Genomic DNA, 12,529 nt, shown 5'->3' on the forward strand with positions numbered 1-12,529 from the left:
CGGGCCGGACGACAGTCCTTCACCGGTGGCAACGAAACCCCTTCCAGACCGAATGCTATGTCATAAGAATTCAACACAGCCTTAATATGGACTATTAGTTTGTTCCTGACCAGATTAAACCCCTTTTCGGTCACAACGGGGTGAGGCCTGGCCAGGAATTCGGCCACTTATGCGGCCGGAGCACCTTCGACGTCCTGACGCGAGGTCAGGATCTTGTCGACCACGCCCCAGGCCTGCGCCTCGTCGGCATCCATGAAGTGGTCGCGGTCGAGGGTCTTTTCGACTTCCTCGTAAGTGCGGCCGGTATGCTTCACGTAAACCTCGTTGAGGCGCTTTTTCATCTTCAATATGTCACGAGCATGACGCTCGATATCCGACGCCTGGCCCTGGAAACCGCCCGAAGGCTGGTGAACCATGATGCGCGAGTTCGGCATGGCGAAACGCATGCCCTTTTCACCGGCGCAAAGGAGAAGCGAGCCCATGGAGGCTGCCTGGCCGATGCACAGCGTCGAAACGGCCGGCTTGATGAACTGCATCGTGTCGTAGATCGACATGCCGGCGGTCACGACACCACCCGGCGAATTGATGTAGAGCGCGATTTCCTTCTTCGGATTTTCAGCCTCGAGGAAAAGCAGCTGGGCGCAGACGAGCGACGCCATCTGATCCTCCACCGGACCGGTGACGAAGATGATGCGTTCCTTCAGGAGGCGCGAAAAGATGTCGTAGGAGCGCTCACCGCGGTTGGTCTGCTCGACGACCATAGGCACCAGGGCCATTGCGGTATCAACTGGATTTCTCATGTCCGTCCTTTGTCAAATGCCTTGCCGTAGGCAGCATGCGCCCCGGAATCATTGGAATGGTCAATCCCTACATAGAGTGTCAACGCCTGTCACTTCAAGACGGAGACCCCGATATCCTTAACCTGAAACCGTTGTTAGAGGCCGGTGCTAAACATTTTCCTACATGTGGAAAGGCGTGAATGGCGCAGCATCGGAGCCTGCACAGGTTTTCGCGGAAACATGGTAAAGCAAAGATGAACCGGCTATCAGGCAAGGTATAGCTTAAGTTTCCAGCATCATCCTCTTTAAAGCGAGGATTCTCTCGATGGCGACAGCGCCAGGAGCCGCGCGCAATCCCGGCAAACACCACCCCTTGCCCTTGCCTTCACAAGACCCAAATCCCCTTGAGAGATGGAGGGACGCCATGCGGATTTTCAACAGGTTCATTCTTGCCACCCTGCTGGCAACCGGCACAGCCGGCGGCGCCTTGGCACAGCAGGCCTCCGACACGGTGGCGCCCGAACGGGCAACCGGGACGACGAAAGCCAAACGAGTCGAGGCCAAAAACTTCATGGTGGCGGCCGCCAATCCGCTGGCAGCGCAAGCCGGGCGGGACGTGATCGCCAAGGGCGGCAATGCCATCGACGCGATGGTGGCAGTTCAAACCGTGCTGGGATTGGTCGAGCCGCAGAGTTCCGGTCTCGGTGGCGGAGCGTTTCTCGTCTATTACGATGCCGCTTCGAAAAAGCTCACCACCTTCGACGGCCGCGAGAAGGCGCCGATGCAGGCAACACCAAAACTGTTTCTCGACGAGCAGGGCCAGCCGCTGAAATTCATGGATGCCGTCGTGGGCGGCCGGTCGGTCGGCACGCCGGGCACCGTGCGCCTGCTGGAAGATGTTCACAAGCGTTATGGCAAGGCCGAATGGGCAGGATTGTTTGCCTCAGCCGAAAAGCTGGCGACGGACGGTTTTGAAGTGTCGCCGCGACTGGCCTCGCTGATTGCGACCGAAGGCGACAAGCTGAAGAAGTATGAAGGCCCCCGCAATTACTTTTTCGACCAATCCGGCGCACCGCTGAAGGCCGGCACGGTTCTCAAGAATCCTGCCTATGCCGAAACCCTATCCGCCATCGCCAAGGGCGGCGCCGACGCTTTCTACAAGGGGCCGATCGCCGAGGCGATCGTCAAAACGGTGCGCGAGGCGGCTGACAATCCCGGTGTCCTCTCGCTTGCCGACTTCGAGAATTATGGCATCAAGGAACGCGCCCCCGTCTGCCTCACCTACCGCGCGCTCGATGTCTGCGGCATGGGACCGCCCTCTTCCGGCGGCGTGGCGATCGGCCAGATGCTGGGCATGATGGAAAATTTCGACCTGAAAGGTTTTGGGCCGGACAATGTCGAGAGCTGGCGTATCCTCGGCGATGCCCAGCGCCTCGCCTTCGCCGACCGCGAACGTTATGTCGCCGACACTGATTTCGTGCCGCTGCCGATCAAGGGCCTGATCGACAAGAATTATCTGGGTGAACGCGCCAAACTGCTCGATAGTGACAAAGCCTTGACCAAGGACGCAGTCAAAGCCGGCGAACCGCAATGGGATCATGCGCTTCTGTTCGGCCGTGATGCGGCGCTTGAACTTCCGTCCACCAGCCATTTCGTCATCGTCGATAAAGAGGGCAACGTCCTTTCGATGACGACGACGATCGAAAACGGTTTTGGCGCGCGGCTGATGACCAACGGCTTTCTGCTCAACAACGAGTTGACCGACTTTTCCTTCAAGACGCATGACAACGGCCTACCCGTCGCCAACCGCGTCGAACCTGGCAAACGGCCGCGCTCGTCGATGGCACCGACCATCGTGATGAAGGACGGCAAGCCTCTGCTCGCCATCGGCTCGCCAGGCGGCAGCCAGATCATCGGTTATGTGGCACAGGCACTGGTCGCCTATATCGACTGGGGCATGCCGGTCGAACAGATCGTCGCGCAGCCACATTTGATCAACCGTTTCGGCACCTACGATATCGAGGCCGGCACCACGGCGGAAAAGTTTGCCGAGCCGCTGAAGGCGCTGGGTTACGAGGTGAAGGCGGGCGAAATGAATTCCGGCCTGCATGCGATCGAGATCACCGAGGGCGGGCTTGTTGGCAGTGCCGATCCGCGCCGCGAAGGCGTGGCCGTCGGGGAATGAGGTTCACTCCCCGACGTTACTGCGATCAGATCACATCCAGCCGCGGCCATCGCCGCCTTCGGCCTGGCAGCCGTAAGGCGGCAGGACATTGCCGAACGTGGCATGCAGCTTGTCGCAGCCCCATTTGCGGACCGGCAGCGGCATGTTGCTGTTCAGCGTGATGCCCACTTCGTCATAGGGGCTGTCGGTATTGCTGACATAGGTGTGCCAACGGAAACCGAAGAAACCGACAAAAGCGATGATGATGATCAGGAGCATTCGCAGCAGGCGCATGACGGGGTCCGGGTTGTTTTCGATGCGCGCGGTGTAACGCGACAGGTCGCCTCCCGACACCCCTTGCATGAACTTTCCCCACATTGGGTTTTCACACCCGGATCACATAATCCTTGCGAGTCGTTTCAACGACTTCCCAGCTTCCCTTGAAGCCGGGTCTCAACACCATGCTGTCGCCGGCACGCAGATGCACCGGCTCACCGCCCTCTTCCGTCAGGATCGAATGGCCCGCAAGAATATGGAAATATTCCCACTCGTCGTAGATGATCCGCCATTTGCCCGGCGTCGCCTCCCATACACCCGCGTAAAGCCCGCCATCGGCCTCCTCGATATTCCATGTTCGGAAAACCGGATTGCCGGAGATCAGACGGTCGGCAGCGGGAGCGCCCTCCTCCGGTTCGACGGCAGACAGATCGAAGGTCGTGAATTTTGCCGATGCGGTCATGGCTGCGTCTCCTGAAGTTCATGGGCAAGCTGGCGCGACGCAATATCGGCGATGCGCAACAAGCGTGTGGCGGAAAGACCATTGCGGGCGCTGGCGGACAGGCCGGACAAGGTCGCCATCACGTAATCGGTGACCATCTCGGCCTGTTGCGGGGTCCGGCGGCTGACCCCTGCGAAAATCGTGTCATGGGTCAGATCCAGCAGGCGCCGCGCCTGAAGGCAGGCTTCGGCATCGACACCGCCGCGCGCGCCTTCGATGACCATGCAGCCCGTGCCATTGCCCGCACCATAATTGGTCGCAGCTTCTTGCAGCAGACGCCGCACGCCTTGAGAAAGCGGAACGCCCGCAGCGAACGGCCCTACCAGATCAATGCCTTCCAGTTCCGCATAACGCTGCAAAACCTGACCATACAGCGCCGACTTGCTGCCAAAGGCAGAATAGAAGCTCGGTGGATTGATGCCGATCGCATCCGTTAGGTCGGCGATGCTGAGCGCGTCATAACCCTTTTCACGGAACAACACTTGCGCCTTGGCAAGCGCGTCTTCCATGTCGAATGCGCGCGGCCTGCCACGCGCCTTCAATATTTTTGTAGTGCACATTACAAAATCCATTGACGAAAATCTGTCCACCAATTATGTAGTCATCATTACATTAATTCTCAACCCTGAACATGGAGCAGTGCAATGACTGATTTCAAGGGTAAGGCAGTTCTGGTGATCGGCGGCAGCAGAGGCATCGGCGCGGCCATCGTGCGCCGCTTTGCCAGCGATGGCGCCGATGTGACATTTACCTATGCCGGATCGAAGGACGCAGCCGACACACTCGCGGCCGAGATCGGCGCAAAGGCCGTGAAATCGGATGCGGGCAACCGCAACGACACGATCACAACCGTGAAGGCGGCGGGCGCGCTCGATGTGCTGGTGGTCAACGCCGGCACGCTGGTCATGGGCGACCCGCTGGAAACCGACCCGGATGCGGTGGACCGGATGATCGACATCAACGTGCGCGCGCCCTATCACGCCGCGGTGGAAGCCGCCCGGCAGATGCATGACGGTGGCCGCATCATCATCATCGGCTCGGTCAACGGCGACCGCATGCCGTTTGCGGGCGGCGCGGCCTATGCGCTGACCAAATCCGCCGTACAGGGCATGGCCCGTGGTCTCGCCCGCGATTTCGGCCCGCGCAACATCACCGTCAACGTCATCCAGCCGGGCCCGATCGATACCGACATGAACCCGGCCGATGGCCCGATGAAGGATACGATGCATGGTTTCATGGCACTGAAACGCCATGGCCGACCGGACGAGATTGCCGGTCTCGCCGCTTATCTGGCCGGCCCGGAAGGCGGCTTCATCACCGGCGCCATGCACACGATCGACGGCGGCATGGCGGCCTGACATGCGCTGAATCCCCCCGCCGCCGGCCCTTTGCGGCGGCGGGAAAAATACCCGAAAAAAGGTCATCACGGATTTTTTTCACTCCGAAGGGATGCAATCTGCGCGCGGATGGGTATATTCGCCGCCCATGGACACCCGATTGCGTGTGTCCGGTTCGCCGTCTCAACAGGGTTGACATGGTTCCGAACCGGACGTTCCCACTTCACGGTCGAGAGATCACCGCGCCCCGCGTCAAACCGGGGTCGCTTGCTCACGCGCGCATCCATTACGCCATTATCGCAATCGCTGATCGTTTTCCGCCGTCCCGGTCCTTGGGCGGCGTTTTTTGTTTTCCCTTTCAACCACAGAAGGAACGGCCACCCGAAGGGGCAGGCCTCATATCATCATGATATTTGAATGGATGTCCGATCCGGCCGCATGGGCCGGACTCGCCACCCTGATCGTGCTCGAGATCGTTCTCGGCATCGACAATCTCGTCTTCATCGCGATCCTGGCAGACAAGCTGCCGGAGCATCAGCGTGAACGCGCCCGCCTCATCGGCCTCAGCCTGGCGCTGATCATGCGCCTTGCCCTGCTTGCCTCCGTCGCCTGGATCGTCACGCTGACAGCGCCACTGTTTACCGTTCTCGGCATCGAGATTTCCGGCCGCGACCTGATCCTTCTGTTTGGCGGTGTATTCCTTCTGTTCAAGGGGACGATGGAGCTGCACGAACGCCTCGAAGGCCATTCCGGGCCCAAGGAAGGCAAGATCGAACATGCCGTGTTCTGGCAGGTTCTGGTGCAGATCGTCGTGCTCGACGCCGTGTTCTCGCTCGATAGCGTGATCACCGCCGTCGGCATGGTTCAGCATCTGTCCGTCATGATGATCGCCGTCATCGTTGCCGTCGGCGTCATGCTTCTGTGCTCGAGGCCGCTGATGGCCTTCGTGTCGAAACATCCGACCGTCGTCATCCTCTGCCTCGGCTTCCTGATGATGATCGGTTTCTCGCTGATCGTCGAAGGCCTCGGCTTCCACATCCCGAAAGCATATCTTTATGCCGCCATCGGCTTCTCGGTGCTTATCGAGGCGTTCAACCAGATCGCACGCCGCAACCGCGAGCGGGTTCTGACCACCGGCGACCTGCGCGAGCGTACCGCCAATGCCGTGCTGTCCTTGCTCGGCAGCCGCCGCAGCGAAGCCTCGCTGGGTGACACTGCCGACGTGATGGCCGAACGGGCTTCGGAAAACGAGCTGTTCACGCCGGTCGAACACGAAATGATCGAAAGCGTGCTGACGCTTGCCGATCGTCCGGCCAAGTCTGTCATGACGCATCGTCTCGATATCGACTGGCTCGACATCGAGGACAGCGATGAAGAACTGCGGCGAAAAGTTCTGGAATCGGGCCATTCCCGCTTTCCGATCGCCCGCGGCAGCCTCGACGAATTTCTGGGCGTCGCGCTGGCAAAGGATCTTTTGCGCGATTTCATCGAGACGGGCAAAGTCGATTTCGACCGCTCATTGCGCCAGCCGCTGGTCGTGCATGAAAGCGTCAATGCGCTGCGCCTGCTCGAACAGCTGCGTCAGTCGCCGCTGCAGGTGGCGATCGTGCTCGATGAATACGGCTCTGTCGAAGGCATGGTCACCGCGACGGACCTGCTGGAAGCCATCGCCGGCGATTTTGCCGATGACGACGAAGAGCAACTGACCGTGGAGCGCGGCGAAGATGGTTCGCTTCTGGTCGACGGCTGGATCGACATCCGCCATGTCTCGAAACTGCTGGATATCGACCTCGTGGACGATGCCGACCGCTATTCGACGCTGGCCGGCCTGATGCTCTGGCGCCTCGGCCACATGCCGCAGCAGGGGGAAACGGTGTCCTTCGGCGATCTCACCTATGAGGTCGTGGCGCTCGACGGTCGCAACATCGACAAGGTGCGCATTCACACCACCGCCTCGATGGCGGCAGCCCCGGCGGAAATGACCGCCTAACGATCAATCAGGCTCGTCGGCGAAAACTTTCGTCGCCGACGAGCGCCCTGCCCTTCAGCATGGTTTCGATGGTGGAGAGCATTTTCTGGGCCGTGCAGGGTTTTGGCAGGCAATGGGCAGCGGCCGGGATATCCGTCAGCTCCTCGCCGCAACGGGCCGAAGACACGATGACGCCGATATGCGGCGCACAGTCGCTGATCATGCGGGCGAGATCGATACCCGAAAGCGCGCCCGGCATATCGACATCGGTAACGACAAGATCGATATCCTCATTCAACCCGAGCTGTCCGATCGCCTCCAGGACGCTCGCCGCTTCCAGGACGTCATAACCTGCATCTTCGAGAGCGTCGGCCACCGCAAATCGGATGAGCGCTTCGTCCTCGACCACCAATACCGTGTGACGGATCGTGTTCATGTCCGGTCTCCTCTTGTTCAAGGTCGGGCCTTTGTTGAAGGTGACCTATGAACGCACGAGGATGGGAAATGATTGCGGCACAGGCTGTGCCATTTTGAAACATGGTTAATGCAATACTAATGAAGGGCTTAAGCCTTCATCAACCAAGCCCTCAATCCGCCCATTCGGGATCGCTGGTGAACACGATGGTCAGCCATCGATCCGGCCCTTCGTCACCGATCGCATCACCGATCTCGTCGCGAATGGCATCCCATTCCGAGAGATGCCGGGCCGGCCATTCGCTTGGCGCGATAAAGAACAGTTCGATCTGCTTGCCGCGACCGACACGCGCGACATAAGCGCGGTAGGAAAGAAATCCGTGGCGCTCGACGATGGCCTCCGCGACGGCATCGACATGGTTCTTCAACTCCACCGGCGTGACCAACAGGATATCGGCAACCGCCTGGCGCACATGGCCAAGCGGCACCGGCGCGATGATCAGGCAGATGATCGCCAGCGCGCCCGGATCTATATAGGGCGTAGCCCAGGCGTATTGTGTGCGCTCGATGGCGTGGCCCACACCGAAGGCCATCAGCAAGGCGGAGGTCAGCGCCGCCGTCATCAGCCATGCCTGGGTATCCAGCGCGACGAAATTGGAATTGAGCTTGCGATTGGCGCGACGGCAGAACAGCCACATGACGAGCGACACCGAAACGGTGACCACCGTAAAAATGACCGCCGGGCCAAAATCGATCGGCCGTCCGCCGGACATCAGGCTTTCAACGGCGCTGATGAAGGCATAGATCGCGGCACCCATCAGAAGCGTGCCGTTGAGGCCAAGCACCATCGGCTCCAGATGCCAGAAACCGACGCTGAAACGATCGATCAGCTTGCCCTTGGCCGTTGGTTGAGCGGAGGCGATGATGAGTTTAGACACCCAGAGCGCCAACAGCGTCATGAACGCATCGGTCAGGGAATAGAAACCGTCGAAAATGATAGCGAAAGAGCCGGACAACAGGCCGACGATGATGCCGAATGCCGCCAGCGCGGCCGTGACGGCGATGGACAGCCGAAGGAGTGACTGTTCGCTCACGGGTATTCTCCACTGGAACGGGGCCTCCGCCCCTGCCCCTTATCTGATTTTTCTTCTCGCCTGAAATACCCCCTCTGGCCTGCCGGCCATCTCCCCCACAAGGGGGGAGAAAACCCGCCGCAAACGCCTGCCTTAATCGGGGCTTAGCGGTGCGGCCTGGTTAAGCCCTCCCCCTTGTGGGGAGGGTTGGGAGGGGACTTTCTCGCGAACACAGCCAGCCGATAACGGCCGACTGTGTAGAAATGATTACATGAGCGGCTTCTATAGAAGCGTCAGCCGACTTTTGCCAGAGCCTGCCGGAGGTCGGCGATGATGTCGGCCGCATCCTCGATGCCGATCGACAGGCGCACAACATCGGGTCCGGCACCGGCTGCCGCCTGCTGTTCTTCGGACAACTGGCGATGCGTGGTGGAGGCCGGGTGAATGACCAGCGAGCGGGTGTCGCCGATATTCGCCAGATGCGAAAACAGCTTTAGATTTTCCACCAGCGTCTTGCCCGCCTCGTACCCGCCCTTGAGGCCGAAGGTGAAGACAGAGCCTGCGCCCTTGGGTGAATACCGTTTTTGCAATTCGTTGTTCGGATCGTCGGCAAGACCGGCGTAACTCACCCAGCCGACCTTTTCCTCGCCCTTCAGCCACTGAGCGACGGCCGCCGCATTGTCGCTGTGCTTTTGCATGCGCAACGGCAGGGTTTCGATGCCGGTGAGGATGAGGAAGGCGTTGAACGGCGAGATGGCGGGGCCGAGATCGCGGAGGCCGAGCACGCGGCAGGCAATCGCAAAGGCAAAATTGCCAAAGGCCTGATGCAGGACGATGCCCGCATATTCCGGGCGCGGTTCCGACAACATGGGATATTTGCCGGATTGCGACCAGTCGAACGTGCCGCCATCGACAATGATGCCGCCCATGGAATTGCCGTGACCGCCGAGGAATTTGGTCAATGAATGGATGACGATATCGGCACCGTGTTCGAGCGGGCGGACCAGATAGGGGCTGGCCATGGTGTTGTCGACGATCAGCGGCAGATCGTGGCGGCGCGCCACTTCGGCAATCGCCGCGATATCGACGAATGTGCCATTGGGATTGGCAAGGCTTTCGATAAAAATGCCCTTGGTGCGCTCGTCGATCTGAGCCTCGAATGTCTGAGGGTCAAAGACGTCGGCCCAGCGGACATGCCAGTCGAAATTCTTGAAGGCATGGCCGAACTGGTTGATCGAGCCGCCGTAAAGGCGTTTGGCGGCGATAAAATTGTCGCCCGGCTGCATGATCGTGTGGAAGACCAGCATCTGCGCCGCATGACCTGACGCAACGGCCAGTGCCGCCGTGCCGCCTTCGAGTGCGGCAACACGTTCCTCCAGCACCGCCTGGGTGGGGTTCATGATGCGGGTGTAGATATTGCCGAATTGCTGGAGGCCGAACAGGGCGGCGGCATGGTCGCTGTCCTGAAACACGAATGAGGTCGTCTGGTAGATCGGCGTGGCGCGTGCGCCCGTGGTCGGATCGGGGGCCGCACCGGCATGGATCGCAAGCGTCGAAAATCCGGGATCGCGTGTCGGCATGTCTTTGTCCTCACCTGTTCAGGGCCTTCAGCCCGCTTCGTCCCATTTCCGGATTAGTTTTACCAACCCGATCGGGCCGCGATACACAGAAAATCCCGTGGTTTGATTGTGATCAAGGCATATATTTCCAACATGGCCAATCTCCTTGGAAAGAGAGGAGAGATGGTCGTGACCGAGATCGCCAGACCGGATGCCGCCAATCCATATGAACCGGGTCTCGCAGGCCGGTTCCTGCGCTGGTGCGCCAAAGCCTATAACGCCGCTTCGGAAGCGGAAGTGATCGCCACGATGGACGAGCGGATGATTTCAAGCATCGCCCGCGATTGCAGCATCTCGCCGCAGGATCTGGTGCGGTTGGCCCGCGCCGGGCCGGAAGCGGCCGACGAAATGCTGGCGATGATGCGCCATCTCGGCATCGATCCGGTGGAGGTTCTGTTGCAGCACCCCGTTCTGTTTCGCGACATGCAGCTGCGCTGCGCAAAGTGTTCCGCAAAGTCGCGTTGTCGGCGCGACCTCGCCAACAGCAATGCCGGCAAAGAGTTCGGACATTATTGCGGCAATTCGGACGAACTGAAGGGCATGCGGGCACAACCGAACCTGCTGCTGGATTGAGGCCGGATATTCGAGGAGCCAAGCATTCGAGGAGGAAGACGCTGGCCGGGCATATGGCGCCGCGCAGGGATAAGGTGCGCGATCCACGCCATAAGACTTCTACAGTCTACGCATCACCGTGACGGAAACCGTTGTCAGTTTCCGGTCGATGCGCAAGCCCGGCCTTGGAAGCGATTACCCTGGAAAGCGAAACTTCAGCCTGTGATTTCCCGCCAGGGATGGATCATATGGCGCGCATTTGTTGATGGCGGCCATGACAGCGTCTTGCGCACGATATTCCGATTGACGTGAATGGAACCAGCTTTCAGGACCATACACTCCAGATCGCTCAATGATGCCCTCGGCGTTGAGAGAAACCTCGGCGCGAACAGGAATGCCCTCCAGCTCTGGCGACCGCTCCACGCACGCCAATACAGCCGAGATTATTGCGGCCTCGGTCTCAGTGGGCTTGTCGCATCCCGATAGAACGCCGGTGAAAGCAGCCATAAAAAGTAACAGCCCCCACTTCGGGGCCAATATTCGGGATCGGATGGCCTCGCTTTTCATCGTTGAGCCGGGTTCATATTCGCGCATCAACCCTCAATGATCTCCATGAAACGAATGCGGTTGTTGAAGGGATCGGTCACCGTCACTTCCAGCCTGCCATCAACCTCTTCCAGACCCGGCTTCATGTAGCGGTATTCCTTGTCGATCAGCTCTTTCTGGAAGGCGCGGGCGCCCTTCATGTAAACGACCGTCGTGCCGCCGGGCGTGGCGTCGCCCGCATGTTCGGACAGATGCAGTTGCAGGCTGCCGCGCGAGACCTGCGTATAAAGCGGAAAGTTCTCGCCGTAACGATGTTCCCAATCGACGGAAAAGCCGAGAAAGCCGAGATAGAATTCGTGCGCTTTGGCGACATCGAAAATGCGCACGATCGGCACCGTTCGCTCGAAAGCGATGGGGCTTTCCCCTGCCCTCGGTTCGAGCTGTGCACTCAGAATATTCCAGTTCGCCAGCCCGAATTGCCGGGCGACGATTTCCAGAGCTTCCGAATGGGTGATGGAGATGTCGCGGGCGGCAAGCACCTCCCGCAGCGTTTTGGCCATGGCCTTTGCATCGCGATGATCGCGCATGATCCGTTCCTTCGTCAGACGGCGAAAAAATCGTCGGTGCCCGCATTGCCAACGCCTTCGCCTGACGGGAAACGTTCAGGGTCGGTGTCTGGAGGCGTTCGCCATGGCTTTCTCAAGCCGCGGGCTGCAGGCCGCCTCCGGCCCTGGCGCCGAGATTAACGCGAAGACCGAAGGGGCGCCAGAGCGAAAACAAGTGCGAAAAGATCAGAGACCGAGGCGCGGATATTCGATAGCCGGACAGCGGTCCATGACGACCTTGATGCCGGCAGCCTCGGCCTTCGCGGCCGCCTTGTCGTCACGCACGGAAAGCTGGCCCCAGATGGCCTTGGGTTTGGTGTCGAGCGCAATCGCCTCGTCCACCACGCCATCCAGATATTCGGCCGCGCGAAAAACATCGATCAGATCGACCGGCTGCGGCACAGCGGCCAGCTTTGCGTAAACGGTCTGACCGAGGATCTGTTTGCCCACGTGCCCCGGATTGACCGGGAACACCTGGTATCCTTTGGACAGAAGGAAGGCCATGACGCGGTTGCTGGGACGCTCCGGATTGGGCGAAGCACCGAGCAGCGCGATGGTTTTGGTGTCCTTCAGGATGCCGGAAATATAGGCGGGTTCATAAGCGTCGTGGTTCATCACAGGGTCTCCACTGAATGTCTTGCAAGGTTATATGCGGTTGCGTCAGCGCCGAAACCACTAGGATTCCACGATCTT

The 12,529-nt window shown here is 59.8% G+C and carries 14 protein-coding genes; 4 read left to right on the top strand and 10 right to left on the bottom strand.

The annotated features are described in order from the left end of the window. Window positions 1-167 precede the first annotated feature (167 nt). Window positions 168-800: an ATP-dependent Clp endopeptidase proteolytic subunit ClpP gene (clpP, locus tag J2T09_RS24525; RefSeq protein ID WP_306839560.1), complete on the bottom strand. Its 633-nt coding sequence runs from the start codon at window positions 798-800 to the stop codon at window positions 168-170. 403 nt (window positions 801-1,203) lie between these two features. Between clpP and ggt the strand changes: the two genes are divergently transcribed. Beyond that, a complete protein-coding gene (gene ggt, locus J2T09_RS24530; protein WP_306839562.1) occupies window positions 1,204-2,964 on the top strand; it encodes a gamma-glutamyltransferase in 1,761 nt (586 codons plus the stop codon). 30 nt (window positions 2,965-2,994) lie between these two features. Here the strand turns inward: ggt and J2T09_RS24535 are convergent, their stop codons facing one another. The 3 genes from J2T09_RS24535 to J2T09_RS24545 are packed head-to-tail and all read right to left on the bottom strand — an operon-like array spanning window position 2,995 to window position 4,281. Next, window positions 2,995-3,306 carry a hypothetical protein gene (locus J2T09_RS24535; protein ID WP_306839564.1) on the bottom strand — a complete coding sequence of 104 codons (312 nt, stop codon included), beginning with the start codon at window positions 3,304-3,306 and terminating at the stop codon, window positions 2,995-2,997. 22 nt (window positions 3,307-3,328) lie between these two features. Next, window positions 3,329-3,682, bottom strand: a complete 354-nt coding sequence (locus J2T09_RS24540; protein WP_306839565.1) for a cupin domain-containing protein — start codon at window positions 3,680-3,682, stop codon at window positions 3,329-3,331. After that, complete coding sequence (locus J2T09_RS24545) at window positions 3,679-4,281, bottom strand: TetR/AcrR family transcriptional regulator (RefSeq protein ID WP_306839568.1); 603 nt, start codon at window positions 4,279-4,281, stop codon at window positions 3,679-3,681. Before J2T09_RS24545 ends, J2T09_RS24540 begins: the two co-directional genes overlap by 4 nt. 84 nt (window positions 4,282-4,365) lie before the next feature. Here J2T09_RS24545 and bdcA point away from each other — a divergent pair, with 84 nt between their 5' ends. Both bdcA and J2T09_RS24555 read left to right on the top strand, forming a co-directional pair. Beyond that, a complete protein-coding gene (gene bdcA, locus J2T09_RS24550) occupies window positions 4,366-5,079 on the top strand; it encodes an SDR family oxidoreductase (RefSeq protein ID WP_306839570.1) in 714 nt (237 codons plus the stop codon). A 385-nt stretch (window positions 5,080-5,464) separates the two neighbouring features. Continuing rightward, window positions 5,465-7,048 (top strand): TerC family protein, encoded by a 1,584-nt coding sequence (locus J2T09_RS24555; RefSeq protein ID WP_306839572.1) that lies wholly within the window; start codon window positions 5,465-5,467, stop codon window positions 7,046-7,048. A gap of 7 nt (window positions 7,049-7,055) precedes the next feature. Here the strand turns inward: J2T09_RS24555 and J2T09_RS24560 are convergent, their stop codons facing one another. The 3 genes from J2T09_RS24560 to J2T09_RS24570 form a co-directional block, all read right to left on the bottom strand. After that, window positions 7,056-7,463 (bottom strand): response regulator, encoded by a 408-nt coding sequence (locus J2T09_RS24560; RefSeq protein ID WP_306839574.1) that lies wholly within the window; start codon window positions 7,461-7,463, stop codon window positions 7,056-7,058. A 151-nt stretch (window positions 7,464-7,614) separates the two neighbouring features. Next, window positions 7,615-8,535 (bottom strand): cation diffusion facilitator family transporter, encoded by a 921-nt coding sequence (locus J2T09_RS24565; protein ID WP_306839576.1) that lies wholly within the window; start codon window positions 8,533-8,535, stop codon window positions 7,615-7,617. A 272-nt stretch (window positions 8,536-8,807) separates the two neighbouring features. Next, a complete protein-coding gene (locus J2T09_RS24570) occupies window positions 8,808-10,094 on the bottom strand; it encodes an O-acetylhomoserine aminocarboxypropyltransferase (protein WP_306839578.1) in 1,287 nt (428 codons plus the stop codon). A gap of 168 nt (window positions 10,095-10,262) precedes the next feature. Here J2T09_RS24570 and J2T09_RS24575 point away from each other — a divergent pair, with 168 nt between their 5' ends. After that, window positions 10,263-10,706: a DUF6455 family protein gene (locus tag J2T09_RS24575; protein ID WP_306839580.1), complete on the top strand. Its 444-nt coding sequence runs from the start codon at window positions 10,263-10,265 to the stop codon at window positions 10,704-10,706. A gap of 174 nt (window positions 10,707-10,880) precedes the next feature. Here J2T09_RS24575 and J2T09_RS24580 read toward each other — a convergent pair whose 3' ends face one another. The 3 genes from J2T09_RS24580 to J2T09_RS24590 form a co-directional block, all read right to left on the bottom strand. Next, window positions 10,881-11,279 (bottom strand): hypothetical protein, encoded by a 399-nt coding sequence (locus tag J2T09_RS24580; protein ID WP_306839582.1) that lies wholly within the window; start codon window positions 11,277-11,279, stop codon window positions 10,881-10,883. Then, on the bottom strand, window positions 11,279-11,818 hold the full coding sequence (locus tag J2T09_RS24585; protein ID WP_306839584.1) for a glyoxalase superfamily protein: 540 nt from the start codon (window positions 11,816-11,818) through the stop codon (window positions 11,279-11,281). Before J2T09_RS24585 ends, J2T09_RS24580 begins: the two co-directional genes overlap by 1 nt. Window positions 11,819-12,022: 204 nt before the next feature. Further along, window positions 12,023-12,451, bottom strand: coding sequence for a CoA-binding protein (locus J2T09_RS24590; RefSeq protein ID WP_306839586.1), 429 nt, complete (start codon window positions 12,449-12,451; stop codon window positions 12,023-12,025). Window positions 12,452-12,529: the final 78 nt, after the last annotated feature.

Origin of the sequence: Neorhizobium huautlense (assembly GCF_030811685.1) — a bacterium.
Classification (GTDB): domain Bacteria; phylum Pseudomonadota; class Alphaproteobacteria; order Rhizobiales; family Rhizobiaceae; genus Neorhizobium; species Neorhizobium huautlense_A.